The following is a 26,441-nucleotide window of genomic DNA, read 5'->3' on the forward strand; positions in this document are numbered from 1 at the left end:
TGGGTCAGTCGGCGGATTCCTGGAGGTAGGCGGCGATCAGGGCCAGGTCGTTCGCGATGGCCTCCACACCGGCGATGTCCGTGGTCGGCGTGGACGCGCCGTTGACGCCCGCGTAGAAGGTGTCGAAGCGGCCGTCGCCCTTGTCGAGGTAGCCGGCGATGGTGATGGCGCCGACGGAGAGGCGGTCGTTGAGGGAGTCCCCTCCGACGGTCGCTCCGGTTTTCGCGAACACCTTCCCGCGCGCCGGGCAGGTCCGGCAGTTGTCGGCCAGCAGCCCGTCGACCCCGAGGACGGGCAGTGCCTCCCGGAAGCGCTGGGCGTCCGGGGTGCGCTGCCAGTACGCGAGCATCTGCACCAGCGCCCGCGGGGTGGCCCGGTCGGCGGGGTTGCCTCCACGGCCGTCCATGAGCTGGACCTGCTCGCGGTCGACGCCCGCCCGGTCCAGGAAGTCGGCGAGCACCGGGAAGCCGTCGGCGCACTGTCGGCTGCCGGTGGTGACGGCCATCAGGCAGATGCCCAGGTTGGCGCCCAGGTTGTGGCTGACCTTGAGGATCAGCTTGGCGTACTGCTCGTACGGCGGCGAGGTGTACGCGGCCACCCGCTGACGGCCCTCGTACGTGCGCGGCAGCCGGGCGACCGGGTTGGGACCCGTCGCGTCGGCGGTGACCTGCACCCCGGCCCGGCGCAGGGCTTCGATCAGCGCGCTCCGGCCGAACGCGGCCGGGTCCGCGATCGGGGAGACGCGCAGCAGCGGCGCGGCGTCCGCCGCGATCGTGCCGGACAGCCGGATCCGGGTGCCGCCGTCGGTGGCCGTCACCGCGATGTCCGTCGGCCCTCCCGCCTCGACCGTCTTCACCGTGGACGTGACCTGGTACGGGGCGACCTTGGGCCGCCAGTCCAGCCGGGCGTCGGCTCCCGGCCCGCTCCCGGGCGTGGTCAGCAGGTCGATGAGGTTGTCGTTGATGATCAGCGGTGTGGGGACGGGGTCCAGGACCGGGTCGGGGGCGAAGAGGCGGCTGTCGACGATCACGTCGCCGTCGACCCGGGTGATGCCGGCATCGCGGACCTGCCGGGCGAGCCGGTCGATCCCGGCGAGCGGGTTCTCCGGCGTGAGGGTCGCGCCCGGGAAGTCGTTGGCGTAGGTGTGGTCGAGGTCGGTGTACGCGACCGTGCCGTCGGGCCGCGTCCGGCCGCCCATGGTGAGGTCGCCCTGGGCGACGAGATCGAGGTCGCCGGTCAGCGTGGCCCCGTTCCGCTCGCCGACCGCGTAGACGGGGGTCACGAAGCGGTGGTCCGGGCCGAGGGTCTGCCAGGGGCCGGAGACGGAGAACAGCTTCGCGGTGGAACCCGGGATGAAGAACTGCCCGGGGAACATGCTGTGCAGGACCCGCCCGTCATCCGGTGCGGTCTGCAGGAGGCCCCACTGGGCGTGGCGGTACTCCGGCTTGCGCATGATCTCCGTGATGCGTGGATCCAGCCGGCCCGGATCGCCTGCGCCAGGCGGCCACGGCGACGGTGAGGAGGACGGCGACGGCGACGGCGACGGGGTCGCGCCGGCAGTCGTGGCCGGGGCGAGCGCCACCAGCAGCAGGGCCGCACACCCCGCGGCCAGTCGGCGCCGCAGTCCCGCGACGCGGATCGGTATCTCCACGGCGCGCTCCGTTCGTCGCGGCTGCCTTCTGCCGGGGTCCGGGCCCACGACCCGCGGCAGCGGTCCCGGGCCTGTGAACAGCGTGGCACGGCCCGCAGTGGCCCGCACGTCACCCGGTCAGCGGTACCACGAGGTCCCGCCCGAGCTGTGCTCCCGGCGGAACCGAGCCATCATGGCGGAAAGGAAGGACCCGGCGGTCCGCTCGCGGGCGCCCCGCAGGCAAGGGCGAGGGCGCTTCCGGTCGGGAGGCGAGGCATGCACCTGGACGAGTCCCAACGGGCCTGGGCCACGATCATCACCGTTGTCGCGGTCATCTTCGCGAACGTCGCGGCGATCATCCTGATGAACACCCTCGGCCGCTGACCCGGCGCAAGACGCCCCGGCGCGGGCAACCGCGGCACGATCGGGGCGATGCCGAACGCGGCCGGGGCCAGCCCCGAACTGAAAGAGCCCGGCGCTTCGCGCGTCCGCTCAGAGCTGGGACTCGGCCAGGTTCCGCAGGGCGTCGATCAGTTCCCGGTCCCGGCGCCGGTCCCGGTCCCGGAGTCGAACCGGGGCGCCGTGGGCGCCGCCGAGCCCCACTCGTCGTCGTACCTGTCGCTGCGCCCCGTGGACGAGAAGCTGCCCACGATGAGGCCGAGGACGAGGAAGACCACGACCAGGACCTTGGCTCCGGTGCCCAGCACCAGCGGGCGGGTGCCGGAGACGGCGGCTCGGGGCTCCGGGTCGCCGAACAGCCGCTTGGGATAGGCCGACGTCAGCATCATCGCGTACGCCAGGAACCGCATCCGGAACCGGAGTACGGCCGCCGAGGCCTCGAAGATCGGCTGCGGCATCCGGCCCAGCACGAGCGTGATCAGCCAGAACACCCAGCAGATGGCTGCCCAGCCGTACTGGAGCAGCCAGGACACGATGGCGGCGGGGATCATAAGGATCAAGCGGAACAACACGGCCAGCCGGTTCAGCTCGCCGGGCCGCAGCTCGATCTGCACCGGGTAGCCGGGGGCGGCGAGCGCGAACGGCGGGTACTGGTCCACCAGCAGCATGGCGCTGGCCGTGACCCGGGTCGCGTACGCGAGGTAGTCGCCGAGGAAGTCGGCGATGCCGTGCGGCAGCCGCCCCTGGACCAGCGCGGCGAACCAGCCGACGATCGTGACGAAGAAGGCCGCGATGCCGAGCAGGGCCACCACGATCATCTGCGGGATCAGCAGCAGCCATCGCAGCAGCACGGTCCAGCGCCGCTGACGGCCCGGTGCCGGCACGTCGAGCTCCGGCAGGTGTTCGCCTGCCGGACCGTACGCGGCGGCGGGCGGGCGGGGGGTCCAGCCTGTGGTCATGGCGGCCTGCTTACGGTGGCGGCGGGCGGGGGCGGAAGAAGCACCCCCCGCGGTACGGGTACCGCGTACGCCCGCCCGTCAAAGCACCTGAACGGCAAGTTGGCCCGGCCGGAGGCATCTGCCGCTCCGGGCGGGCCGTGTGCTCAGCTGCGCTCGAAGACGACTTCCGGGTCGGCGGCCGTCGGACCGTCCAGCCGTGGCGCCGGCAGCCCCTTCAGGTGCCGGTCGAAGAAGTCGCCCACGTAGGCGCGGGTGATCTGCTGCGCCCGGGTTCCCGACAACGGGGTCTCGGGGTGCGGGTATCCGGCCTGGTCACCGAGGACGGGCCAGTCCGTGAAGCCGGGATGGCCCATGCCGCTGACGGTCAGCCACCGCTTCCAGCCGTCCATGCGGGGCCAGGCCTCCTCCCAGCTGTTGTCCTGGAGGTCCGGCGGCAGCAGCGCCGGGTCGCCGCCGAGCAGCAGGAACGGGCGGCCGCCCAGCCCGGTGGCGGGGAGCGGGTGGAAGAACGTGCCGTCCATGTTCACCCCGGCGTCCACGCGGGGATCGGCGGCCATGGCTGCCGCTGCCGATGCCCCGCCGATGGAGTGGCCGGCCATGCCGACCCGCCGGGCGTCGATGAGCCGGGAGTACCGCCAGGCAGGACGGTCCCCCGTGAGCCGGTCCAGCAGGAAGGACACGTCGCGGGCCCGGGCGTCGGACACCTTGCCCACCGACCGGTCGGGGAAGACCGCCTCGCAGGCCTTGCAGCCGAGCAGCCGGTTGCCCGGGAAGGTGGTGCCGTCCGACTCGTAGGCGTGGTCCACGGAGGCGACCACGTAGCCGCGGGACGCGAGGTCCTCCGCGAGCGTGCTCAGTGAGGACCGGGGCAGGGTGAATCCGGGGGAGAGGACGACCAGCGGGTACGTGCCGTGCCCCCAGCGCGGTACGGCGCCGGTGCGTGCACGGGTCCTGACCGCCGCGATCTGCTCGGCGGTTGCGTACTGGCCGAGCTCGCCCCGGTCGGTGAGGAACGCCTGCGCCTCGGCGACGGTCATGTAGCCGGCGGGACTGCCCGTCCCGGCGACCGCGGGGTAGTAGAGGGACAGCATCAGCTCACGGTCGGCGGTGGGGACCCACGGGTCCTTCCGGTCCCGGTCGACCAGGTGCAGGGTGTCCCGTCCTACTGGTAACGGGCCGGTGGGTCGGGGAAGTTCCAGCAGGCCGGTGTTCGTCGCCGACGGCGACGGCGACGGCGACGGCGACGGCGACGGCGACGTTGACGTTGACGTTGACGACGGCGGGGCCTGGGTCGCCGCGGGTGCCGCGACCGCAGCCGGCGCGCCCGCGAGCACCAGGCCCGCCGCGGTTGCGGCAACCATGCGGATGATCTTCTTCATGACCGCACCGTACAGTATGTCAGGTTAGCCTTACCTAACTAATTCTGTGCGAGGAGGGGCCGACGTGCCGCCCCCGCCCGCTCGCGCCGACAGCCACGCGGACCTGCGGTGACCCGGCTGGCGCTGGTAGCGTGCCGCGCGCCCGCCGAAAAGGATCACGAGAGGACGGCACAGGTGCAGGAAGTGACGCGCCACCGGGTCGACACGCAGCGCCTGTCCGAGGCGCTGGAGGACATCGGCCCACGGACCCGCAGCCGCTGGCAGTGGATGCGCTGGGACGACCCGGCCCCGCAGAAGCTGGAGGAGATGCGCGACGAACTCCTCGACCACGTCGCCGCCCGCACCGTGGAGACCCCCGTGCTCGACGAGGCGGCACGCACGGCCCTGCGGACCGCGGCCGAGTGCGGCCTCGGGGTGCTCAGCCTCGGCTGCTTCCCGGGCGGCGACCAGGAGATCGACTTCCCCCTCATCGGCGAGAAGCTCACCAGCGACGACATCGCCTTCGGGGACGTCATCGCCTACACCCCCCGAGTGGTGGCTCCCACGGCCCGGACCTGGTTCGACACCTTCGCGATATGCCTGGTCAGCGGCCTGACGTGGGACTGGCAGCGGGTGATCGGCCTGCTGCTGCGCCACGACTACGCGCCCGCGATCCACGACGGCCTGCCGTACTCGCCCCTGACCTCGACCTCCACCCCGGCGGACCTCGCCGCGATGGACGTGCTCTGCGGCTACCTGACCCCGTCGAGCGGGCACCTGCCCCGGGACTGGCCGACCGTGCCCCTGTGCAAGCCCGGTGCCGCCGAGCGCGCCGAGTACGCCCTCCGGCTGGACGCGGCCGGCCCCCTGACGCCCGACCAGCGCCTCCTGCGGGTCCTCCTCGACGACGACCGGGACGCCTTCGGGGAGGCGTTGGCGGCCCGGCTCGTCGAGCACCGGGAGGGCGTGGGACCCGACCCCGCTCCCCGGACCCTGCTGCCGCTCGGCCCCCTCGCCCTGGCCGCCCTCGCGGTCCGGGTCCACGGGTGGGAGCCGGGCATCGGGTCCGGCTACCTGCCACCGGACCTCCTGGGCTCCCCGGCGGCACCGTAGTCGGGCTCGCGGACCGGCTGAGCAACCGTCTGGCGCGGCGTCAGATCTGGCCGTGCGGGGCGATCGCGAGCAGGGCGACGTCGTCGTGGAGGTTGCGGGTGTGCCGGGGGAGGTCGGTGTTGAGGAAGTTGGCGACGTCCGCGGGGCCGGGAGCCGGACGGCCGGCGAAGCGGTGGTGGAGCCGGTCCAGCAGGGGATAGAAGTCGCCGTTGTGGTCACGGGCCTCGACGAGCCCGTCCGTGACCAGCACCAGTACGTCGCCCCGGGTGAACCGGTGGCTCCACACCCCCGGCCCGTCGGCCGCTGCCAGGCCGCCCAGGCCGAGCGGCAGCGCCGGCGAGCCCTCCAGCAGACGCACCTCGCCGCACGAGATCAGCACCGGCTCGACGTGCCCGTGGTTGGTGACCGTGACCCGGCGCCCCACGTCGTCGTACTCGACCAGCACCGCCGTGGCGAAGAGTTCCTCATCGGGGATCTCCTCGGCTTCCCGGGCCAGCCGGCGCTCCAGCCGGGCCGCGACCGCCGCCAGGTCCGCGTCCTCGTACGCGGCCTCCCGGAAACTACCGAGGATCGCCGCGACCGTGCGGACCGCCTGGAGGCCCTTGCCGCGCACGTCGCCGATGATGGCGCGTTCCCCGGCGGGGGTGGCCCGGATGTCGAACAGATCGCCGCCCACCATGGTCCCCGCCTCGCTCGGCCGGTACAGGCTGGCCGCCAGCACGTGCCCGACCTGGTGCGGCACGGGCCGCAGCAGGGCCCGCATCAGGGCCTCGGCGACCGAGTTGGCGTGGACGAGGCTGCGTTCCTGGCGGGTGCGGTGGGCGGCGAGCGCCGTCGCGAGGATGCCGACGACGGCGGTGGCGATGTCGGCCGTGACGTGATGGGTCTCCCACAGGTGGTGGGCGCTGCCCGCGAGGAAGCCCTCCAGGAGGATCGCGAACACGGTGAGTGACGCCACCACGACGGGCCCGAAGGCGTACGCGGCGATCGCGGGCAGGGCGACGAGGAACAGGCTCACCGCCCACTCCTTCTCGATCGTGATCTCCAGGAGGAGCACGATCACCACGTAGACGAACGGCAACCACCGCATCCACGTGGGCGGAGCGGGTGACTCGAACCCCTCCTGGTCCGCGGCGACCGTGGCGGGCCCGTCCGGGCGGCGCCTCACCGCCCGCCCCCGGGCGCCGTCCGCGTCGCCGCCGCCCACCGACGGGACCTGTGCACACGAGCCTCCTGACACGAGCCTGACCGACGGTCACAGCGTGAGGAGGGAGGCGGGCCGAACCGTCCATTACGCCGAACGCGGCATGTTGCCCCGCCCGCCGGGCGGCAGCGCCGTCAGGAGGGCTTGGTGGCCGAATAGGCGGTGACGGTCGCCTTGTCGTCGCACAGGGCGAAGACGCCGTCGTCGAGGGCGATCTGGTGCGCGCCCGCGCCCGGTACCCCGACGACGAGCGTGGGGAACGAGGCGGGGGTCGCCCCGGACACGCAGGAGCCGTCCGCCTCGCCCTGCACGTTGACGAAGGTGAGCTTGGTCCAGGCCCGGGCACCTGGGGCCAGGGACACCTTGGTGGCCGACCCGCTGTGCGTGGTCGCGAGCGGCACGTTCTTGTCGGGCGACCCGTTCCCCGCGCCGGCGACCGTGGGGAAGCCCTGGAGCGTGCAGCTGTTCTTCGAGGCGTTGGTGACGGCGATGACGGCGGCGCCGGTCCCGGTGCCCGGAGGCCGGACGGCTGCCTGGCGGGCCTCCGTGACCTTGACCTCCTTGACGGTGCAGGGCTTCGCCCCGCCGCCGGAAACGGTGGGGGAGCCCGAGGCGGCGGGTGTGGCCGCTTCCTTGCCGCCGGTCCCGCCCGTGGCCGCCCCCGGAGCCGGTGACTGGGCGGACTGCGAAGGCGCGGCGGGCTGCGCACCGTCCTCCCCGGGCGGGGTGCAGCCCGCCACCAGGGCGGTGGTCGCCACGGCCGTCACCAGCGCGGCCACGGTCTGCCGGACACCTGCTGCGTACTGCATGGGGAACCTCCCGAGGCCCACGACCGGGCCCACGCGGCCCGTACACCCAGGGACACAACACCGCCCCGCCCCGGAGTTCCCGCCGCCACACTGCTGTGCTCCACCCGTAACACCTTCATGACCTACCGGCCCCGGCCGGGCGGCGCACCGTCGGTCGGTGCGTCAGGCCCGTCCGGCCGGCACCGGGGCGGTGCGGACGTCACCGCTCGTCGAGCCGGGCGCCCCGGTCGGGGCCGGGAGTCCGCGCTCCAGGGCGTCGAGTGCGGCGCGGGCCTCGCCGATGCGCCTGCGGATCTCGTCGGCGTCGGCGGGCCGATCCTCCGCGGTGGCCGCCGCGGAGGCGCTGCCGGCCTCGACCTGGCGGGCCTCCTCCAGGGAGTTGATGACCACGCCGATGAGGAGGTTGACCAGGACGAACGAACCGAGCAGGACGTACGAGGCGAAGTAGAGGACGGTCCAGCGGGAGACCTCCAGCCCGGCCCGGACCGCATCACCGAGGCCGTCGAGGGTGATGAGCAGGGAGAGCGTGAGAGCGGCGCGGCCGAGCGAGCCGAAGTGCTCGGGGTCGTCGTCGGCCAGGAAGACCCAGCCGACCATGGAGTACACGTACAGCAGCAGAGTGCCCACGAGCAGGAAGCTCAGCGTGCCCGGCAGGCTCTTGCCGATGGCGACGACGACGATGCGGACCTGCGGCAGGAACCGGGCCGCGCGCAGCACCCGCGCCAGTCGCAGCAGTCGGAGCACCGTGGCGTTCTCACGGGCGAAGGGCGCGAGGGCGAGCGCGACCACGACCAGGTCGAAGACGTTCCACGGATCGCGGAAGAAGTCCCGGGGCCGGTCGGCGTGCGCGGCGGCGCGCACGAGGATCTCGAGCGTGAACGCGGCCAGGAACAGGTGCTCGGCGAGTTCGAGACCGTCGTGCCAGTCCTGAACGACGCCGTCGTAGGTCTCGATGCCCATGAGCGCGGCATTGCCGACGATGAGGCAGAACACGGTGGTGGTGAAGGCGGCCGAGTCGACGACCCGCCGGCTGCGGGCGGCCAGGGCGCGGCGTGACGGGCCGGACCGGTGTGGCATCGAGGAGGTCCTCATCCTTGTGGAGCCTGATGGTTCATCAATCCGAGTGGATCTTAAAGGGGAACTCCCACCGAATTGACCGGCCCCTGCTCCAGGGGGCGGCCCGGCGGCCGGGAGCGGCTGCGGGAGCCGGCTGCTGGCGGATGGGCGCGCCGGCGCGGGCCCGCACCCCCCCGCGGCCTGACGGCGGGTCCGGCCTGCCGGACCCCGCTGCATGATCGGTCCATGAACGACGAACGGATCGACGGCATGCAGGCGGCCGGGCTGCGCGAGCTCGCCCGGCGGTACCTGGCGGACGAGGACGCCGTACGGTGGGCTTCCCTGCTGCGGCCCGGCGTTCGGCTCGTGGTCGAGGACGGGACGGGGGACCTGGCGGTGGGCTCGGCGGGGGCCGCGGTGGACCTGCTGTGGGGGTACGCCGACACCACCGGGGAACCGGTCGTGCCCGCCCGCTTCGGGGAAGCCGGACCGTTCCGGCACGGGCTGGCCGTCGTACGGACGGAGACCGGCGTCGGGTACGCCGACCCGACGGGCGCCGTCGTGATCGGCGGAGGCTACCGGCAGGCCGGGCTGTTCGGGCCGAACGGCCTCGGCGCCGTCCGGCTGGCCGACGGCCGCTGCGGCTACGTCGACCGGGAGGGCCGCCTCGTCATCGCCGCCCGCTTCGACGGGGCCCGCCCGTGCACCGCGGAGGGGACCGCGCCCGCACTGCTGGGCGAGAAGTGGGGACTCATCGACACCACGGGGGAGTGGATCGTCGAGCCGTGCTTCAGCCTGTTCAACGCCTTCGACCTACGAGCCGGTGAGGGCGGCGGCCAGCCGACGGGCTTCCCTGGCCGGGCGGTAGGAGTCGCGGCGGGCCGCGATCACAGCCACCTCGGGCGGGACCGGGCCCGCCGCCCCGCTGCGTTCCGCGCAGTCCGCGGCGACGGCCAGCAGCTCGCCCGCGCCCCGCACCGAGGGCAGGAGGCCCGGCAGCGCCTCGGCGAGGACGGCCCACACCGTGGCGTACGCGCCCGCCCCCGCGGCCGAACGGGCCGCGTCCGCGAGCCGGTTGGGCTTGACCGTGCCGAGGGCCGCCATCGCGGCGAGTTCGCTGCCGAGCAGCCGGGCGTCGAGCTCGCCCCGGGCGGCGAGCACCAGCAGGGCCTCCGCCGCAGGGCGCCGCCGCTCCGGGTACTGGGCGCCCAGACCCGCCGCTACGGCAGCGTGCAGCGCGGGCCCCGCGGGGCCGCCCAGCCGGGCGAGGTGCGGCAGCATCCAGGCGTCGCCGTGGGCGCCGACCGTCGCGGCCAGCGTCACGGACGGCAGCAGCCACGCGGCCTGTGTCTCCCGGTCCTCGGGCAGCACCGACGCCCGTACGGGGTGCCCTTGGTGCCAGTGGTAGCACTGGGTGAATCCCTCGTGCGGGCGGCCCAGCCAGTGGAAGGCGTCCGGGAAGTGCCGCAGGAGGGCCGGGAGCCCACCGCTCGTGAAGACGACCTGCGGCACGGTGGCCTCCGCCCGCGCCCAGGACCGGTGCGCCCGCGGATCGGGTTCGACGATTCGACGGACCGGCGTGCCCGGCTCACCGTCGGGGCCGAGCCAGGCCGCGAGCCGGTCGCCTTCGGCGGTGCCGAGCCGGGCCGCCGCCCCGGCGGCCGCCGGGGCGTCCGGATCGTCCCGGCGTACGCGCAGGAGCGCCTGCCCGAAGTCGGCCGGTCCGGGCCGGACGCCCAACCGCTCGTACTCCGCGAGCCGTTCGACCAGATCGGCCGGCGCCAGCGCGCCCGTCTCCCAGGTAGGCGTGGCCAGCAGGAAGGGCAGGGGCCGCTGGGACAGCAGCGCGTACCCGATCTCGCGCACGCGCGCGGCCATCACCAGTTCCAGCCCGCCCTGTGCGCACTCTTCGTGCCCTCGCCGCCGCACCACGGTCCCGGGCTTGAGGCTGTACCCCGGTATCCGTCCCAGCAGCGTGGCCGGCACCACGTGTTCCGCGGCGATCGCCCGAGCCTCGCTCTGCGTGCGGTAGCGGTGCCCCAGTGCGCTGTCGAGGGCGGTCGTGAGGGCGATCCGGTCGCGGTGTGCCTGCCGTACGAGTCCGTCGAGGGCCAGCTCGAACGCCTCCACACTGTGCTCGCGCGCGCCGAACTGGGTGATGGTCAGCTCGATGGTCTCGGCGATCCCGGCGGGCGGGGCAGCGAGCCGGCGCACGGGCGGCGCAGGCGGGAGGGTGTCCTGAGCGGCGGTCCAGATCATGCCGCAAGGCTAGGGGCCACTACTGACATCGCCGTGGCCGATCCGTGAGAGGAGGACGCCGAGCTTGATGCCCCACATCCGGACCAGCCGGGTGTAAATGGGATAAATACGGACGACCGCTGGCATGCATGGAGACTCGGGCATATACCCTCCTTCTCGATGGTGACGGGCGACGTACTCCGGGAGGCAACATGAGCGAGCGGCCGATTCTCCTGCCCTACGCCGACCCGGCCTTCCGCGCCGACCCGTTCCCCCTCTACCGGCAGCTGCGCGAAGAAGGCCCGGTGCGGCGCGCCGTCATCGCGGGCGGCCTGGACGCCTGGCTCGTCACCCGCTACGAGGACGGGCTCGCCGCCCTGTCCGACTCCCGCCTCAGCAGCGACGTACGCGACGCCGCGGACCAGCGGCTCCTGCAGCAGCTGCCCGAGACGGAGCGCGACTCGATGCTGAGCAACATGCTCCGTAGCGACCCGCCCGACCACACCCGCCTGCGCCGCCTCGTCTCCAAGGCGTTCACCGCCCGCAGGGTGGCCGGGATGGAGCCGCGGATCCGGTCCATCACCGACCGGTTGCTGGACGCGGTCCTGCCGGCCGGCCGTGCCGACCTCGTCGCGGACCTCGCGCTGCCGCTCCCGGTCACGGTGATCAGCGAACTGCTCGGCGTACCCGTCGACGACCGCCACGAGTTTCAGCACTGGACCGACCGCATGCTCATGCGGGGTGCGGAACCGCCGGACCCCGCCGTGGTCAACGAGGCATGGCAGCACATGCGCGCCTACGTCACCGGCCTCATCCGGGACAAACGCGCCCACCCGGGGGACGACCTGCTCAGCGGCCTCATCGCCGCCCGCGACGAGGAGCAGCAGCTCACCGAGGACGAGCTCATCGCCATGGTGTTCCTGCTCCTGGCCGCCGGCTACATCACCACCGTCAACCTGATCGGCGGCGGCATCGCCGTGCTGCTCGCCCACCGCGACCAGTTCGACCTGCTACGTTCCGACCCGGAGCTGCTGCCGGGCGCGATCGAGGAGTTGCTCCGCTACGACGGCCCGGTGAGCCCCGGCATCGCCCGGTTCGCCCGCGAGGACGTCGAGATCGCGGGCGTGGTCGTCCCGCGCGGTGCGACCGTGCTGATCGCCTCGGCCATCGCCGACCGGGACCCGGCGCGGTTCCCCGACCCCGACCGCCTGGACATCACCCGGCACGACAACGCCCACCTCGCGTTCGGGCACGGCGTGCACTACTGCCTGGGCGCGCCGCTGGCCCGGCTGGAAGGGCAGATCGCGATCGGCGCCGTCCTGCGCCGGCTCCCCGGGCTCGCCCTCGCCGTGGCGCCGGACGAGATCCGCTGGCGCCCCGGCGGCCTGCGCGGCCCCGCGAGCCTGCCGGTGACGTTCACCCCCGGCGGCTAGGGAACCCGTCGCAAGCGGAGCAGGTGGCGCGTACCCGGGTGCGTCAGTGCGGGCGCTCAGGGTGGTGGAAGGACCGGCGCCACCTGTGCTGACACACGCGCGGCGAGTACAGCTCGCGCTGGCACGACGCACTCGAGGGCGAGCCGGAAGCTGCGGGCGCGTCCGACGAGGCAGGCGATGACTGGTGCGGAAGCTCGGTCGGCCCAGCCAGGGCCAGCGACCTACTACGCCGGGCAGTGACCACCGCGACGACTCCGCTCATCAGCCCGCCCACTGCAGAAACGGCCGCCACGGACACACCCGCCCACTCGGCCCCCGCACCAGCGGCCTGAGAATCCCCGGTCGAGGTCGTGAACGGATCCGGCCCCGTACTGGACGCCGGCTCCAAGAACACCTCTCCACGAGGTGCGAATCCGGGTTCCGCGTGGAACGTGTGAACAGCGAGGATCACCGCCGCCAGCCCCAGGCCGACAACCGCTCCCGCCCACAGCCATCGCACACGCCTCGTCCCGGTGCCCCACGGTCGGTCAACCCTGTCGGCACCCACGACCAGGACGCATCGGTACAGGGCGCCTGCTACGGCAGCCGACAGGATGGTGAGGCGTCGGGTCCTGGTGATCATGCGGGTCTCCTCGGTCGAGGGGTGCGGCGGGCATCGTGGGGGCCTTACCCGACCCGCCTGTGGGCCTCCATTGCGCCCCGGGCAGGCCCAGTGCGTCATGGCACGGAATCTCGCGGCTTGACGGCCCAACGGCGTTGCCTGGCCTCGGACGCACTCGCATGGCGTGGGCCGTGCCGGGGCCCCCTCCTCCAGCGCCGCCTGCTGCGCGTGCTCACAACTCCGGCCGGACGGCGGTCGCCTGTCAAGTCCCGAGAAGTCGGAACATGACGCGCCCCGCAGCCAGGGGCTTACTCGGGACATGGGTTCACGGAGGAGACGTGGGTCCTACCCCGTCCACCCGCGGAGGCCGTAACGGCGACAAGGAGCGAGCACATGCTGATCACCACCTTCCTTCCGAAGTCCTACGCCGGGGGGAGAGCACAGTGACCTCCGTACCTCCCCCGTCGCGGCGACGCCCCACCGGCCCGCCGTCCGGTCCGCTGTCCAGTCGGCCGTCGAACGAGCGGCCCCCGCCGCCCGGGCCTCCTCCGCCGCCACCGCCGGGTCCGCCGTCCGGCGGTGGTGATCCAGGGGCGCCGGAGGGGCGCCGGGGCGCGCCCCGGCGCGGGTGGCGGTCCCGCAGGACCTTGCTGAGCGTCGGGACCGCGGTGGCCATGACGGCAACGGCGGTCCTCGCCTTCAGCGTCATGGGCGGCAACGAGGCGGTCGGCGGCGAGGTCTTCCTCCAGTCAGCCGCGGGAGCCGGCCCCGATCCGTTCACCCCGTCGACGGTCACGGCTGCCGAGCCCCTCGGAGTGCCGACCGTCACCCCCGGCACGTCCACGGCCGCCACGCGCCGTACGCGCACCGTCCAGGTCAGCGGTGCCCACCCCGGCCTGTACGGGGGTACGCGGAACGTCGCGAGCTGCGACGTCGAGAAGCAGATCGGGTTCCTCACGCACCACCCGGCCAAGGGGAAGGCGTTCGCCGCTCCCTTGAACGTCCGGCAGTCCGACGTCCCGTCGTACCTGCGGTCCCTGACCCCTGTCCGGTTGGGCTGGGACACCCGGGTCACCAACCACGGTTACCGCAACGGCGCGCCCACCAGCTATCAGGCGGTCCTGCAGGCCGGCACTTCGGTCCTGGTCGACGACCGCGGTGTACCCCGTGTCCGCTGCGCCTGTGGCAACCCGCTGGCCCCGCCGGTCGCCGTCAAGGGCGGGCAGACGTACAGCGGCGCGGAGTGGTCCTCGTTCCGGTCTGCCGACCTCGTGGCGGTCGAGCCCGCCCGGAACCCGGTGAAGACCGTCACCGTGTTCGATCAGAGCCGCAAGGAATGGTACGAGCGGCCGAGCGGCGTCAAGCGGGAAAAGGATGACCACGAGGTCCCACCCCCACAGGGCCAGACGCCCGACTCGCCGTACCCGGTCCTGCCCCCGCTCGATCCGGGGCCCGTGGAGAACCCCCCTGACGCGGCCACGGACGAGCGGCACGACCAGGAAGCACCCGAGGGCGTACCCCCGGGTGCCGGCCGAAGCCAGCAGTCCGGCGTTCCCGGAAAGGATCCGGTCCGCAATCCGCGCGCGGAATCCGGTGAACCCCCGGGTAAGGCTCCCGGGAATGTGTCTCAACGGAACGCAGAAGGCAAGCCCGAGAAGGCGCCGGACTCGAATGCGGAGAAGAAGAAGGGAGAAGGAAAGGAGAAGGAGAAGGGGAAGGGGAAGGGGAAGGGGAAGGGCTCGGACGAGAACCAGAGTGACGAGGCCGGCAGGAATTCCGGGCGCTCTGGAAAGGGTTCGGACCCGGAGCCGGAAAGGGCTCCGGCGGGGAAGCCCGGGGCGACGGACCCCGGAAAGGACCCCAGGAAGGACCCCGGGAAGGACGCCGGGAAGGACCCCGGTCGGGCCCCTGAGGCGGAGCCTGCGACGGACCAGCCCGGGAAGGGCGGCGAGAAGCCGGGCCGGAATCCCGGCAACCCCGACAAGGAGCCGGATCAGGACTCCGGCAATGCTCCGGTGCCGCCTCCGGGAGAGGTGACCGAGAAGGTCCCCAAGGCGAACGACCCGGGGCAGGGCTCGGGGCAGGACCCGGGCAAGGGCTCGGGGAAGGTTCCAGACCGGAATCCTGAGGGAAGCGAGGGTCGGAATCCCGCAGACCCCGGGGAGGCGCCGGACCAGGTCCCTGGAACCACTCCGGGTCAGAACCCGGGGGAGGGCCCTGGGGCGCCCCCCGGGAAGAGCACGGAGAAGGGACCGGGAACCGTACCTGGAACGGCTCCGAGTCAGAAGCCGAACCAGGGCGAAAGCTCCGGCCGGAACCCTGGAACGTCGGGCAAGGGGTCGCACCAGGACCCGGATCAGGTGCCGGGAAGCTCCGAGGGGCGTAACCCGGGAGACCAGCCTGAGAAAGTCCCTGGACAGGCCCCTGGAAACGGTACCGGGGCGGACTCGGGGACGGGTTCGGGGACGGGTTCGGGGGCGGGGAAGGCCCCGGAGGGGAGTTCGAGCGGGTCGTCGGGGCGGAATTCGGAGAGCTCCGAAAGGGAACCAGGCCGGGGATCAGGGGACGACCCGGGTCAGAACCCGGTCAGCGAGCCGGGAAATGTGGAGCAGGCCGGATGATCCTGGGTGCATCGCTGTTTGTCAAGACACGAAAAGCGGGGACATGACCTCGATCGAAGACCAGGGCCTACTGGAGATACCGGTTCACGGAAACGAGGAAAGCCCCCGAGCCGGCACCACACAGGCCCCCCGAAGAGGAGGGGCGGCCCCATCCATCACAACCCTTCACGAAGGAGACCGTCATGACCCGCACGTCCCGCAAGCAGCGAATCGCGATGCTCGGCCTGTCGACCGCGCTGGCCGCCGGAGGAGCCCTGTTCTCCTCGAGTGCCCACGCCGCCGCCCTGGCCACGTCGCACGCCAGTACCACTACGACCGCTGTGGCGGGCAAATCGGTGCACGGCGACTCGAAGGGCAAGAACAAGGACTACAAGGGCAATAAGAAGAAGGGCAAGAAGGGCGACAGGGCTCGCGACATCAAGAACATGCCCGGCTGCAAGTTCGTGAGCGGCAAGGTGTACTGCGAGTTCAAGCCGACGGACCCGAAGCCGACGGACCCGAAGCCCACGGACCCGAAGCCGACGGACCCGAAGCCCACGGACCCCAAGCCCACGGACCCGAAGCCGACGGACCCCAAGCCCACGGACCCGAAGCCCACGGACCCGAAGCCCACGGACCCGAAGCCCACGGACCCGAAGCCCACGGACCCGAAGCCCACGGACACCAAGCCGACGGACACGAACCCCGCGCCCGCCCCCGCGCCCGGGCAGGCCCCCGCACCGAAGTCCGGTGGCCCCACCGGGAAGTAGCCGCAGCGGCGCGGCCCCCGGGCCCGTAAAGGAATCCCGTCCGATCGCTCAGATCGGGCGGGATTCACGGTTTCAGCGGTCGGGTCGCGCCGACAGCCCCCGGTGCAGGCATGCGACGAGGCGGGCCGCGATGCTGCCGTCGGGGTCGAGGCGGGGGTTGAAGATGGTGACGTCGAGCCCGACCGCCCGCTCGTCCGCCAGGGCCACCCGCAGCACGGCCTCCAGCTCCGCCCAGGCCAGTCCCCCCGGCAGCCGGTAGTCGACGGCGGGCATGACCGCGTCGTCCAGGACATCGGCGTCGAGGTGGATCCAGTACCCGGCGGCGCTGCCGCGCGTGAGCCGGTAGAGCGCCCGGCGGGCTGCCGCGGCGGCTCCGACGGCACGCACACCGTCCAGGTCGATCGCGTACAGCGCGTCCGGCAGCGGCTGCATTCCGGCCCCGGCCGATTCGGCGGCGTCACGGAAGCCGAACGCCACGACGTCCTCGTCGCGCAGGAGCGGACCGCGCCCTTCGAGGTCGGTGAGCAGCCGGGGGCCGCGGCCGGTGGCCAGGGCCAGCTCCATGGAGGCGGCCTCGCCGGTCGGCTCTGCCGACGGCTGGTAGAAGTCGGTGTGGCCGTCGAGGAACAGCAGCCCGTGCTGGCCGCGGCGGCGCAGGGCCAGGAGGTTGCCGAGGAGGATGCTGCAGTCGCCGCCGAGGACCACCGGGAACCGCCCGGCGTCGAGGGCCCGGCCGACCGCGTCGGCGAGCGCGACGGAGTACCGGGCGATGCCCGCAGGGTTGAGGACCCCGGTCTCCGGATCCCGCCTCGGGTCGTAGGCCGGGGCCTCGACCCGCCCGGCGCGCAGCGCCCCGGGGTGGTCCAGCAGCCCGGCGCCGATCAGAGCCGCCGGTAGGTCCTCGACACCGGACGGCCGCAGGCCGAGCACGGACGGCGCCTCGATGACCGCCAACTCCCGCACGCCCCGGTCCCTCCGTCGACGCCATCACCCGAGCCGGCCGCGCCGTCCGCCCGGACACCGCCGCCACGCGCCCATGGTGGGGCACGACCCGCGCCCGGACGCGTCAGACATGCGGCATCGACGGCACTGCACCCCCCCGTGGCAGGTCGCGGCGGGTCGGCCGCGCACGCCGTGCGGCGCCGTCGGCTACCCGACCCGGGCGGCGGCTGCGGCCAGGGCCTCTGCGAAGGCGGCGGCGTGCGGCGCGGGCCGGCGGCGGAGTGGTGTGGCCACACCGATGTGCCGGGCCGGACGCGGGGGTTCGACGTCGACCACGGTGAGCCCCGGCGCCGGGCTCAGTGAGACCTTCGGGACCAGTGACACCCCCACCCCGGCCGCGACCAGGGTCTGGGCGAAGAAGTAGTCCGTGGTGGAGGCGGCCACCTGGAGGTCGAAGCCGGCCCGCTGCGCATGGCGGCGCAGGTACGCCTCGGTCTTCAGGCAGCCCAGCACCCACCGGTCCGCGGCCAGTTCCCCGAGGTCGACGGCGGCGCGGCCGGACAGGCGGTGGCCGCGCGGCAGGACGACCGAGAGCGGATCGTCCATCAGCGGGGTCCAGTCGATGCCCGGCCGTTCGGACGGCGGGACGGGGAGCGGCCCGTCGAAGTGGTAGGTGAGCGCCAGGTCGGCCTCGCCGCTCCGGAGCATCGGCAAGGCCCCCTCGGGCTCGCTCTCACGCACGGTCAGCTCCACGTCCGGGTGAGCGGCCACGAACCGGGCCAGCGCCTCGGGCAGCAGGTAGCGGCCGCCGCTGGTGAAGGTGGCGACGGTCAGCCGCGGCCGGGCGCTGCTCAGCCGGTCGATCTGCCGGCGTACGTGGTCGAGTTCTGCCGAGATGGTCTCGGCGGCCTCCGCCAGCAGTCGCCCGGCCTCGGTCAAGGTCACCCCGCGGGTGCTGCGGATCGCGACGGGCCGACCGAGCGAGCGCTCCAACACGGCGATGTGCTGGGAGACGGCCGAGGGCGTGAGGAGGAGCGCGGCCGCGGCCCGGTTGAAGCTGCCGTGTTCGGCGACCGCCCGCAGGACCCGCAGCCGCTGCACATCGATCATCAGTTTTCCTTTATGCGTGTTCAGTAGATGACCAGTTCTGCTGGGGACCGTACAGCGGCAGAGTCGAGGCATGCGAAACGTATGTGTGATCGGCGGGAGCCGGTACTTCGGCAGGGACCTGGTGGAACTGCTGCGCGGGGCGGGCTCGCACGTGACGGTGGTCAACCGGGGTTCGGTGCCCGCACCGCACGGGGTGACCCAGCTGGTCGCCGACCGCGGCGACGAGCGGCAGCTGCGCGCGGTGCTGGGGTCGCGGACCTTCGATGTCGTCCTCGACCAGGTGTGCTACACGCCCGAGCAGGCAGCGGTCGCCCGCCGGGTGTTCGCCGGCCGGACCGGCCGCTACGTCATGACTTCGACGGTCGAGGTGTACGACCCGGGGACCCGGACCCGGGCACCCGCCGACCCCAACTCCAGCCCGAGCCTCAACCCCAGCCCCAACCCCAGCCCCACCCCCGGCCTCCGCCCCGGCCCCGGCCCCAGCCCCACCCCCGGCCTCCGCCCCGGCCCCGGCGTCCTGCTCCCCGTCACCGAGGACCGGTACGACGCGGTCGGCCGGCCCGCCCCCGGCGTCCCGGAGGGCGCCGACGCGGCGACGGCGTACGCGGAGGGCAAGCGGCAGGCCGAGAGCGTGCTCCTGACCGAGCCGGTCTGCCCGACCGCCGTCGTGCGCACCGCCCACGTCCTGGGCGGCGGCCGGGCCGACTTCACCCGACGGTTGGCGCACTACACCGACCGGATCTCTGCCGGAGAGCCGGTCGTGGCCCACCGGCGGGCGTACCCCACCACCTTCATCCACCACCGGGAAATCGCGGAGTTCCTGCACTGGACGGCCGGGGCGCCGTTCACCGGACCGGTCAACGCCTGCTCGCACGGCACGCTGACCGTGACCGAGCTCGCCGACCTGGTGGGCGAACGGGCCGGCAGGCCGCCGCGCTACACGCTCGTCGGGGGCGGGGCAGCCGCCTCACCGTTCTCGTACGACCGCCACTATCCGATGGACAACGGGCGGGCGACGGGGCTGGGCTTCGTCTTCGGCCGCGTGACGGACTGGATGCCGCAGGCGGTCGACGAAGCCCTCGCAGCGAGCACGTCCGCGGTCCGCGACGGGGGTGCGCGGTGACGGCCGAACGCTTCATCGGCGGGGCCCGGGTGTCGGCGGTCGGACTCGGCGCCATGCCGCTGTCCGTGGAGGGCCGCCCCGACCGGCGACAGGCCCTCGCCACCCTGCACGCCGCGCTGGACGCCGGCGTCACCCTCCTCGACACGGCCGACTCGTACCACTGGCACGCCGACGAGACCGGACACAACGAGCAACTCATCGCGCAGGCGCTGGCCGAGCGCGGCCCTGACCGCGATGCCGTCCTGGTGGCCACCAAGGGGGGCCGCGGCCGGCCCGGCGACGGCTCGTGGACCGTGGACGCCCGGCCCGCACACCTCCGGCGCGCCTGCGAGGCCTCGCTGCAACGGCTCGGCGTGGAGACGATCGGGCTGTACCAGCTGCACAAGCCCGATCCGAACGTGCCCTGGGCGGAATCCGTCGGCGTCCTCCTCGAACTCGCCGAACAGGGAAAGATCCGCGCGGCGGGGATCTCCAACGTCACCGTCGAGCAGCTCGACGAGGCCCGGCTCGTCCTGGGCGACCTGCTGGTCTCTGTACAGAACCAGTACTCACCCGCCGTCCGCGACAGCGAGCCCCAGCTGCGCCGCTGCGCCGAACTCGGCATCGCCTTCCTGCCGTGGAGCCCCCTGGGCGGGATCTCGCGGAGCGCACTGGACGGCCCGTCGGGGCCGACCTCCTCCGGGACGCCGTTCCACGAGGTCGCGGCCGAACACGGGGTCAGCCCCCAGCGGGTGTGCCTGGCCTGGCTGCTGTCCCGGGCACCCGTGGTGATCCCGATCCCCGGTGCCTCCCGCCCGCGCACGGCCCGGGACTCGGCGTCCGCGGCCGGTCTGGTGCTGACCCCCGCCCAGCTCGCGCGCCTGGATGCCGCCGCGGAAGCCCGGAAGACCGGGGCGTAGGGAGGGGGAGGGGGAGGAAAAGGAGAGGCTGCGGTCCGGGGCCGTCGGATACGGTGGGCGCATGGGCAGTTTCTACTTCTTCCTCTGATTCCCGGGACCGGGAACACGCCGGTGCCCGGCAGCGCGCCGCTCCAGTCCTCCGCGCGCCACGGGTCCGCACGTTCCCACGACATGTCCCGTGCCCCTGCGGCCGACGCCCCACCGCCGGGGCGGGCCGCCACCATGTCAGGGAAGAAGCCGAACCATGCGCGAACGCGCCCCCCATCCCTCGGCCCCCGCGCCGAACCCCGCCGACCGGTCCCAGCTGGCCGTCCGTGACCTCTCCAAGGACTTCGGGCCCCGCCGTGTCCTCTACCGCGTCTCGTTCACCGTCCGCCCCGGCGAGCGGGTCGCCGTCGTCGGCGAGAACGGATCCGGCAAATCCACCCTGATCCGCCTCCTCGTCGGCCTCGACACCCCCGACGAGGGGGAGATCACGCTCCACGCCCCCGGCGGAGTCGCCCACCTCGCGCAGACCCGCGCACTGCCGCCCACCGCCACCGTCCACGACGCCATCGACGCCGACCTCGCCGACCTGCGCGCCCTGGAGCGCGAGCTGCGGCGCACCGAGCAGACCCTCGCCGGCGCCGCCACCGACGAGCTCACCCGCTACGGCGAGCTGCTGGAAGCCTTCGCCGAACGGGGCGGGTACGAGGCGGACGCCCGGGTCGCCGCCGCCCTCGACGGGCTCGGCATCGGCGGGATCGACCGGCAGCGGCCCCTCGGCACCCTCTCCGGCGGCGAACGCTCCCGGCTGGCCCTCGCCGGCACGCTCTGCGCGGGCGCCGAACTCCTCCTCCTGGACGAGCCGACGAACCACCTCGACGCGGACGCCGTCACCTGGCTGCGCCGACGGCTCGCCGCGCACCGGGGCACCGTCGTGGTCGTCACGCACGACCGCGCGTTCCTCCGGGAGTACGCCACCACGATCCTGGAGGTCGACGCGGACACCCGCACCGTCCGCCGCTACGGCGACGGCTGGGACGGCTACCGGGCAGCCCGCGAGACCGAACGGCGCCGGCTCGCCCAAGAACACCGCGAGTGGCTGGCGGAGACGGCCCGCGCCGAGGCCCTCGTCGACGCGGCCGGCACCCGGTTCGCGAGCACCGGCAAGGACCCCCGACAGGGCTTCGGCAAACACCGGCGCTCCTCGGAGGCCAAACTGTCCGGCCGGGTCCGGGCCGCGCGGGCCCGGCTGGAACAGTTGCGGGCCCACCCGGTGCCCCCACCCCCGGACCCCCTCCGCTTCACCGCCGACCTGCGCCCGCTCGCCGGCGGGGCACCGCAGCCGCCGCTCCCCCCGGTGATCGAGGTCGACGGGGCGGCGGTAGGGAACCGGCTCCGGGTGCCGGCCCTCCAGGTCCCGCCCGGCGGCCGTCTGCGCGTCACCGGCCCCAACGGAGCCGGCAAGACCACACTCCTGAGGCTGCTCGCCGGCGCGTGCCGGGCCGACGCCGGACACGTCCGGGTCCGGGCCCGCGTCGGCTACCTCCCGCAGGAACCGGACCCCCTGCCCACCGCCCCCGGGACGACCCTCCTCTGCGCGTACGCGGCCGGCCGCCCCGGCCCACCGGAGGAGCACGCGGACGAACTCCTGGCCACGGGCCTCTTCCGCCCGGAGGACCTGCTGATCCCGGCCCCCGCCCTGTCGGCCGGCCAACGCCGCCGCATCGAACTGGCCCGACTGGTGTCCCGACCGACCGACCTGCTCGTCCTGGACGAGCCGACGAACCACATCGCACCCGCGCTCACCGACGAGTTCCAGGAGGCACTGACCCGCTACCCCGGCGCCGTCGTCCTCGTCACCCACGACCCGGTACTGGCGGATGCCTTCCCGGGCACCCGCCTGCACCTCGTGGCCGGCCACCCGGCCGCTCCCTGACGGAGCGGCCGGCCCTCACCGCCACGCCGCTGCTCAGAGCGCGGGCCGGCCGTGCCGCGGGCCCGCGCTCAGAACGTCCACCGCGTGTGGCTGTACACCCCGCCGTCGCGGCCGAAGCCGTACGCGGTCGTCGGGGGCACCGCGAACACCATCGCCTTGCCCTGCCGGAACGCATCCCCGATCCCGTGGAAGGCGCCCTCGGGGGAGGTGATGTGCGGCCCGTACTTCGCCTCGTACGCCGCGATCACCTCCTCCAGCACGGCCGGATCGGCAATCGGATGCGCCGTGCCCTCGACCACCAGGTCGAGCCCTTCGGTGAGCGAGTTCCCCCCGGTCGTCAGCGCGCAGTGCCCGTCATGGGCGAGGTTCTTCGCCTTCTGCTCGCCCGGGCCGGTGGAGAAGTACAGCACGCCGTCGTGCCAGGCGGCGATCACGGGCGTGACGTGCAGTCTGCCGTCGGGCCGCACCGTGGAGACCCAGAAGATCTCGGCGGCCTCCAGCTGCCGCAGGGCCTCGGCCCACTCGGTGGGGGTGACGTCCTCGGCTCCGGGGCGGGGATTGAGCGCGGAACTGTAGCGGGCGTCGAGCTCGGTCGTGGGCTGCTGTGCGGATCCGGGGGTCGGCATGGCGGAGCTTCCTTCCTGTTCGGCTGTTCCCTTCCGTAACGACCGGCGGCCCGGACCGTGATCACCGGCGCGGCCGTTCGTGTCCGCCCGGCTCCGTGCCTCTGTCTTTTGGCAGAGGCACGGATCAGCCGTGAGGTGCACGCCGTCGCCCGCTTCCGGAATCGATACTGGTCAGCGTGTTGCGTAGGTGTCCTTTCCGTCGTCCCGTCCGTGGTCGTCCGCCCGCCGCGTTCCCCGGCCGGGCCGTGCGCGCGGTGGCGCAGACGGCCGCAGTGGTGGCCGCCGGGCTCGGCGTGTGGGTGGCGGTCGCGAGCCTGGAGGTGCTGCCCCACCCGTACATGCCCGTGCCGGCGCTGGCGGCCGGTGCCGTGCTCTTCCCGCTGCGCCGCCGCTTCCCCGCGGCCGTGCTCCTCGCCCTCGCCGCGCTGACGGGCCTGGCGTTCTGCGTCGGGCCGGTCGCGGCGGCGACCGCGTACTCGGTGGCTCGGCGTACGGTCGCGGCGCGGCGCCGCGCCCGGCTGCTGGCCGCGGCTGCCGCCCTGGCCGTGGCGGCCGCGACCGTGGCCGCGCCCTGGCTCGGTCCGGGGCGGGTTCCGTACGGCCTGGCGCTCGGCCTGATCCTCACACCGACGGCCGTGATCGTCCCCGGCCTGGTCGGCACCGCGTACGGGCAGCAGCGCCGTCTCGTACGGGCGCTGCGTGAGCGCGGGGACGCGGCCGAACGGGCCCGCCGGCTCGCCGACAGCGAGGCCCGCATCCACGAACGCTCCCGCATCGCCGCCGAGATGCACGATCTGGTGGGGCATCGGCTCAGCCTCATCTCGCTGCACGCCGGCGGGCTGGAGCTGGCCCTGGAACGCGCCGATCCCGAGCTGCGCGAGGAAGCCGTCCTGGTGCGGCGGACCACCCGGGACGCGATGCGGGAGCTGCGCCAGGCCCTCGGGGTGCTCGGGCCGCTGGGCCGCGACACCGGGTCCGGGGTGCTCACCGATGCCACCGGGACGCGCGCCGACATCGAGGCCCTGGTGGCGGAGTCCCGCAACGGGGGGATCGCCGTACGGCTCGACTGGCTCGGGCCGGACCTCGACGCACGGCCGGCGCGGGTGCGCCGGGCGGTGCACCGGCTGGTCCGGGAGTCCCTGACCAACGTCCACCGCTACGCGAGCGCCGCCCACGTCACCGTGACGGTCGTGCACGGCGACGAGACCGTGCACGTCACCGTCCGCAACGGAGCCCCGCCCGGGTCGCCCGTGCCCGCTGCGGACCAGGGCACCGGCCGCGGACTCACTGGCCTCAGGGAACGGGTCGAGCTGCTGGGCGGGACGCTCGACGCCGGCCCGCTGCCGACCGGCGGCTTCCGGGTGGATGCGGTCGTGCCCGCCGAGCCCGGCGACGCCCCCGCCCCCGGCCGGTGGGGCACCGGACCACGAGGAGCGGACGAAGCGCCCGTCACGGAGGGCGCGGGCGCAACGGACGCCGCAGACGCCGGGGGCACCGCAGACGCCGGGGGCGCCGGCGGCGGCAAGGACGGCGGGGCCGCGCGGGCCCTGACGCTGGCCCTCGGACTGGTGGCGCTGAGCGTGCTGATGGCCCTCGGGACCGCCTTCGTGTACGCCACCGCGCCGCGGAAGGACTTCGCCGGTCCGCCCCCGCTGCCGCGCGTCGGCATGACGTACGGCGACGTGGCCGCGCTGGGCGTCCTGGACAACGCGGCAGTACGGGCCGCCGCCACCGGCCACGAGCCGCCGCGCCCCGCAGGCACGGCCGGCTGCATCTACCCGTTCAACGGCGGCACCGAGTCCCGGCCCGGCACCCTCCGGGTCGCCCGCTACTGCTTCGACGCCGCACAGCGCCTCACGGCCATCGACCGCTTCACCGTCCCGTCGGTCCGGGACGCCGCACCCTGGGAGACCCCGTGACCGAGTCCGCCCGGACCCTGCCGCCCGACCGGCCCGTCCGCGTCCTGCTCGCCGACGACGAGACGATGATCCGGCACGGCGTGCGCCTGATCCTGCGGCACGCCGACGGGATCGAGGTCGTCGCCGAGGCCCGCGACGGGCAGCAGGCCGTCGAGCTGGCCGCGGCACACCACCCCGACGTGGTGCTGCTGGACATCCGCATGCCCGTGTGCGACGGGCTGACCGCGATCGCTCCGCTGCTCGCCCTCGACCCCGCGCCGCGCGTCGTCATGCTGACCACCTTCGGCGACGACGACAACGTCGTCCGGGCGCTGCGGGAGGGAGCCGCCGGCTTCCTGCTGAAGGACGAAGGGCCCCAGGAGCTGATCAGCGCGGTGCGTGCGGCCGCCGCCGGCGACGCCGTGCTCTCCCCGGGCGTCACCGGGGCGGTGATCTCCCGCATGCTGCGCGCCGGCGCCCCGCAGCACGCGGCTGGTGCACCGGCGGACGAGCGGATCGCGCGGCTCACCGGCCGGGAGCGGGAGGTCCTGGCGATGCTCGGCGAGGGACTGTCGAACCAGGACATCGCCGAGCGGATGGGCATCGGGATCGGCACGGTGAAGACCCATGTGGGGGCCATCCTGGACAAGACCGGTTCGACCAGCCGGGTGCAGGCGGCGCTGCTGGCCCATCGGACCGGCCTGGCCGGCTGACGGGACCGTCGGCCGGGCTCCCGACCGGACCCCCCGAGGGGGACCCCGCGCGGCTTCCCTCTGCCCTTCGACAGAGGAGAGACGCGTAGCGCCGTCCTTTCGGCAGAGGTCAACTACCGCCTCCAGAGCGATGTTTGCGCAGCTCAGGGCCGTGACGATGGATACATCCCCGGCCCGCGGAACTCCTCGCGGGCTGCTGCACCCCAAGCGGAGTACCCATGACACAGTCGTTCCCTTCCCCCGGTTCCTCCTCCACACCGCGCGCGGAGCCGGCCGCGTGCGCGTCCGGCCTGACCAAGACGTACGGGAAGGGCGAGACCCGGGTCACGGCCCTGGACGCGGTGACGGTGGAGTTCGCGCGGGGCAGGTTCACCGCGGTCATGGGGCCTTCCGGCTCCGGCAAGTCCACGCTGATGCACTGCATGGCCGGCCTGGACCGGGTCACCGCGGGATCGGCCCGGATCGGCGGTGCCGAGCTGTCCGCCCTGAACGACCGGCAGCTCACCCGGCTGAGGCGGGAGAGGGTCGGCTTCGTCTTCCAGGGTTTCAACCTCCTCCCCACGCTCACCGCGCTGGAGAACATCACCCTGCCCCTGCGGCTGGCCGGCCGGCGGCCCGACACCGCATGGCTGGACACCGTCGTCGCCACCCTCGGCCTCGCGGGCCGCCTCGCCCATCGGCCCACCCAGCTCTCGGGCGGTCAGCAGCAGCGCGTCGCCGTGGCCCGCGCCCTGGTCTCCCGCCCGGAGATCGTGTTCGCCGACGAACCGACCGGCAACCTCGACTCCCGCTCCGGCGCCGAGGTCCTCGGCTTCCTGCGCGACTCGGTACGGGAACTGGGGCAGACCGTGGTGATGGTCACCCACGACCCGGTGGCCGCCTCCCATGCCGACCGCGTGGTGTTCCTCGCCGACGGCCGCCTCGTCGACGAACTGCACGAGCCGACCTCGGGCGCCGTGCTGGACCGGATGCTCGCGTTCGAAGCCCAGGGCCGCACGGCGCGCTGATCGCGTACCGCTCCCGCCGTCCGCTCCTTCCC

Annotated in this window: 20 protein-coding genes and 1 pseudogene; 11 read left to right on the forward strand and 10 right to left on the reverse strand. The window is 73.8% G+C overall.

Annotation, left to right across the window (positions count from 1 at the left end):
* Positions 1-4 precede the first annotated feature (4 nt).
* From dacB to ACFVGY_RS12015, 3 genes are all read right to left on the reverse strand, one after another.
* Positions 5-1,651, reverse strand: coding sequence for a D-alanyl-D-alanine carboxypeptidase/D-alanyl-D-alanine-endopeptidase (dacB, locus tag ACFVGY_RS12005; protein WP_385674816.1), 1,647 nt, complete (start codon positions 1,649-1,651; stop codon positions 5-7).
* Between the two features lie 509 nt (positions 1,652-2,160).
* Positions 2,161-2,988 (reverse strand): DUF4389 domain-containing protein, encoded by an 828-nt coding sequence (locus tag ACFVGY_RS12010; protein ID WP_385674819.1) that lies wholly within the window; start codon positions 2,986-2,988, stop codon positions 2,161-2,163.
* A gap of 143 nt (positions 2,989-3,131) precedes the next feature.
* Positions 3,132-4,322: an alpha/beta hydrolase family protein gene (locus tag ACFVGY_RS12015; protein WP_385674927.1), complete on the reverse strand. Its 1,191-nt coding sequence runs from the start codon at positions 4,320-4,322 to the stop codon at positions 3,132-3,134.
* Positions 4,323-4,541: 219 nt separating this feature from the next.
* Between ACFVGY_RS12015 and ACFVGY_RS12020 the strand changes: the two genes are divergently transcribed.
* Positions 4,542-5,459 carry an Imm49 family immunity protein gene (locus ACFVGY_RS12020; RefSeq protein WP_385674822.1) on the forward strand — a complete coding sequence of 306 codons (918 nt, stop codon included), beginning with the start codon at positions 4,542-4,544 and terminating at the stop codon, positions 5,457-5,459.
* Positions 5,460-5,499: 40 nt separating this feature from the next.
* Here ACFVGY_RS12020 and ACFVGY_RS12025 read toward each other — a convergent pair whose 3' ends face one another.
* The 3 genes from ACFVGY_RS12025 to ACFVGY_RS12035 all read right to left on the reverse strand — a co-directional run bounded on the left by ACFVGY_RS12025 (position 5,500) and on the right by ACFVGY_RS12035 (position 8,549).
* Positions 5,500-6,627, reverse strand: a complete 1,128-nt coding sequence (locus ACFVGY_RS12025; RefSeq protein WP_385674825.1) for a PP2C family protein-serine/threonine phosphatase — start codon at positions 6,625-6,627, stop codon at positions 5,500-5,502.
* Between the two features lie 170 nt (positions 6,628-6,797).
* Positions 6,798-7,472: a DUF4232 domain-containing protein gene (locus tag ACFVGY_RS12030; protein WP_385674828.1), complete on the reverse strand. Its 675-nt coding sequence runs from the start codon at positions 7,470-7,472 to the stop codon at positions 6,798-6,800.
* Between the two features lie 162 nt (positions 7,473-7,634).
* Positions 7,635-8,549 carry an ion transporter gene (locus ACFVGY_RS12035; RefSeq protein WP_385674831.1) on the reverse strand — a complete coding sequence of 305 codons (915 nt, stop codon included), beginning with the start codon at positions 8,547-8,549 and terminating at the stop codon, positions 7,635-7,637.
* A gap of 249 nt (positions 8,550-8,798) precedes the next feature.
* Between ACFVGY_RS12035 and ACFVGY_RS12040 the strand changes: the two are divergent.
* A pseudogene (locus ACFVGY_RS12040) lies at positions 8,799-9,314 on the forward strand (WG repeat-containing protein); the annotation flags it as partial.
* Positions 9,315-9,341: 27 nt separating this feature from the next.
* Here the strand turns inward: ACFVGY_RS12040 and ACFVGY_RS12045 are convergent.
* The gene (locus ACFVGY_RS12045) at positions 9,342-10,787 is read right to left on the reverse strand and encodes a DUF6493 family protein (protein ID WP_385674833.1); all 1,446 of its coding nucleotides are present in this window, start codon (positions 10,785-10,787) and stop codon (positions 9,342-9,344) included.
* 191 nt (positions 10,788-10,978) lie between these two features.
* On the opposite strand from ACFVGY_RS12045, the gene ACFVGY_RS12050 reads away from it, so the two are divergent.
* The 3 genes from ACFVGY_RS12050 (at position 10,979) to ACFVGY_RS12060 (ending at position 16,170) form a co-directional block, all read left to right on the forward strand.
* On the forward strand, positions 10,979-12,199 hold the full coding sequence (locus tag ACFVGY_RS12050; RefSeq protein WP_385674836.1) for a cytochrome P450: 1,221 nt from the start codon (positions 10,979-10,981) through the stop codon (positions 12,197-12,199).
* Between the two features lie 1,308 nt (positions 12,200-13,507).
* Positions 13,508-15,421, forward strand: a complete 1,914-nt coding sequence (locus ACFVGY_RS12055; protein ID WP_385674930.1) for a DUF6777 domain-containing protein — start codon at positions 13,508-13,510, stop codon at positions 15,419-15,421.
* A 182-nt stretch (positions 15,422-15,603) separates the two neighbouring features.
* Complete coding sequence (locus tag ACFVGY_RS12060; RefSeq protein ID WP_385674839.1) at positions 15,604-16,170, forward strand: hypothetical protein; 567 nt, start codon at positions 15,604-15,606, stop codon at positions 16,168-16,170.
* Between the two features lie 72 nt (positions 16,171-16,242).
* Here the strand turns inward: ACFVGY_RS12060 and ACFVGY_RS12065 are convergent, their stop codons facing one another.
* Positions 16,243-17,133, reverse strand: coding sequence for an arginase family protein (locus ACFVGY_RS12065; RefSeq protein WP_385674842.1), 891 nt, complete (start codon positions 17,131-17,133; stop codon positions 16,243-16,245).
* Between the two features lie 186 nt (positions 17,134-17,319).
* On the reverse strand, positions 17,320-18,222 hold the full coding sequence (locus tag ACFVGY_RS12070; protein WP_385674845.1) for a LysR family transcriptional regulator: 903 nt from the start codon (positions 18,220-18,222) through the stop codon (positions 17,320-17,322).
* Between the two features lie 70 nt (positions 18,223-18,292).
* Between ACFVGY_RS12070 and ACFVGY_RS12075 the strand changes: the two genes are divergently transcribed.
* The 3 genes from ACFVGY_RS12075 to ACFVGY_RS12085 all read left to right on the forward strand — a co-directional run bounded on the left by ACFVGY_RS12075 (position 18,293) and on the right by ACFVGY_RS12085 (position 22,165).
* Positions 18,293-19,345: a reductase gene (locus tag ACFVGY_RS12075; RefSeq protein WP_385674848.1), complete on the forward strand. Its 1,053-nt coding sequence runs from the start codon at positions 18,293-18,295 to the stop codon at positions 19,343-19,345.
* Entirely contained in the window at positions 19,342-20,244 is a 903-nt protein-coding gene (locus ACFVGY_RS12080; RefSeq protein ID WP_385674851.1) for an aldo/keto reductase, read from the forward strand. Before ACFVGY_RS12075 ends, ACFVGY_RS12080 begins: the two co-directional genes overlap by 4 nt.
* 244 nt (positions 20,245-20,488) lie before the next feature.
* Positions 20,489-22,165, forward strand: a complete 1,677-nt coding sequence (locus tag ACFVGY_RS12085; RefSeq protein ID WP_385674854.1) for an ABC-F family ATP-binding cassette domain-containing protein — start codon at positions 20,489-20,491, stop codon at positions 22,163-22,165.
* Between the two features lie 68 nt (positions 22,166-22,233).
* On the opposite strand, the gene ACFVGY_RS12090 is transcribed toward ACFVGY_RS12085, so the two are convergent.
* Positions 22,234-22,791 (reverse strand): pyridoxamine 5'-phosphate oxidase family protein, encoded by a 558-nt coding sequence (locus ACFVGY_RS12090; RefSeq protein WP_385674857.1) that lies wholly within the window; start codon positions 22,789-22,791, stop codon positions 22,234-22,236.
* Positions 22,792-23,129: 338 nt separating this feature from the next.
* Between ACFVGY_RS12090 and ACFVGY_RS12095 the strand changes: the two genes are divergently transcribed.
* From ACFVGY_RS12095 to ACFVGY_RS12105, 3 genes are all read left to right on the forward strand, one after another.
* A complete protein-coding gene (locus ACFVGY_RS12095) occupies positions 23,130-24,710 on the forward strand; it encodes a sensor histidine kinase (RefSeq protein WP_385674933.1) in 1,581 nt (526 codons plus the stop codon).
* Between the two features lie 65 nt (positions 24,711-24,775).
* Complete coding sequence (locus ACFVGY_RS12100) at positions 24,776-25,402, forward strand: response regulator (protein WP_385674935.1); 627 nt, start codon at positions 24,776-24,778, stop codon at positions 25,400-25,402.
* 218 nt (positions 25,403-25,620) lie between these two features.
* A complete protein-coding gene (locus tag ACFVGY_RS12105; RefSeq protein WP_385674860.1) occupies positions 25,621-26,409 on the forward strand; it encodes an ABC transporter ATP-binding protein in 789 nt (262 codons plus the stop codon).
* Positions 26,410-26,441 lie beyond the last annotated feature (32 nt).

Source organism: Streptomyces sp. NPDC127106 (assembly GCF_042677605.1).
In the GTDB taxonomy this organism is placed as follows: domain Bacteria; phylum Actinomycetota; class Actinomycetes; order Streptomycetales; family Streptomycetaceae; genus Streptomyces.

Bases quoted from the DNA above. Each gene is read 5' to 3' on its own strand.
- ACFVGY_RS12100 (WP_385674935.1), top strand. From the start codon at position 24,776: ATGATCCGGCACGGCGTGCGCCTGATCCTGCGGCACGCCGACGGGATC.
- ACFVGY_RS12070 (WP_385674845.1), bottom strand. From the start codon at position 18,222: ATGATCGATGTGCAGCGGCTGCGGGTCCTGCGGGCGGTCGCCGAACAC.
- ACFVGY_RS12035 (WP_385674831.1), bottom strand. From the start codon at position 8,549: ATGCCACACCGGTCCGGCCCGTCACGCCGCGCCCTGGCCGCCCGCAGC.
- ACFVGY_RS12075 (WP_385674848.1), top strand. From the start codon at position 18,293: ATGCGAAACGTATGTGTGATCGGCGGGAGCCGGTACTTCGGCAGGGAC.
- ACFVGY_RS12095 (WP_385674933.1), top strand. From the start codon at position 23,130: ATGCCCGTGCCGGCGCTGGCGGCCGGTGCCGTGCTCTTCCCGCTGCGC.
- ACFVGY_RS12060 (WP_385674839.1), top strand. From the start codon at position 15,604: ATGACCCGCACGTCCCGCAAGCAGCGAATCGCGATGCTCGGCCTGTCG.
- ACFVGY_RS12010 (WP_385674819.1), bottom strand. From the start codon at position 2,988: ATGACCACAGGCTGGACCCCCCGCCCGCCCGCCGCCGCGTACGGTCCG.
- ACFVGY_RS12105 (WP_385674860.1), top strand. From the start codon at position 25,621: ATGACACAGTCGTTCCCTTCCCCCGGTTCCTCCTCCACACCGCGCGCG.
- ACFVGY_RS12030 (WP_385674828.1), bottom strand. From the start codon at position 7,472: ATGCAGTACGCAGCAGGTGTCCGGCAGACCGTGGCCGCGCTGGTGACG.
- ACFVGY_RS12085 (WP_385674854.1), top strand. From the start codon at position 20,489: ATGCGCGAACGCGCCCCCCATCCCTCGGCCCCCGCGCCGAACCCCGCC.
- ACFVGY_RS12045 (WP_385674833.1), bottom strand. From the start codon at position 10,787: ATGATCTGGACCGCCGCTCAGGACACCCTCCCGCCTGCGCCGCCCGTG.
- ACFVGY_RS12090 (WP_385674857.1), bottom strand. From the start codon at position 22,791: ATGCCGACCCCCGGATCCGCACAGCAGCCCACGACCGAGCTCGACGCC.
- ACFVGY_RS12055 (WP_385674930.1), top strand. From the start codon at position 13,508: ATGGGCGGCAACGAGGCGGTCGGCGGCGAGGTCTTCCTCCAGTCAGCC.
- ACFVGY_RS12050 (WP_385674836.1), top strand. From the start codon at position 10,979: ATGAGCGAGCGGCCGATTCTCCTGCCCTACGCCGACCCGGCCTTCCGC.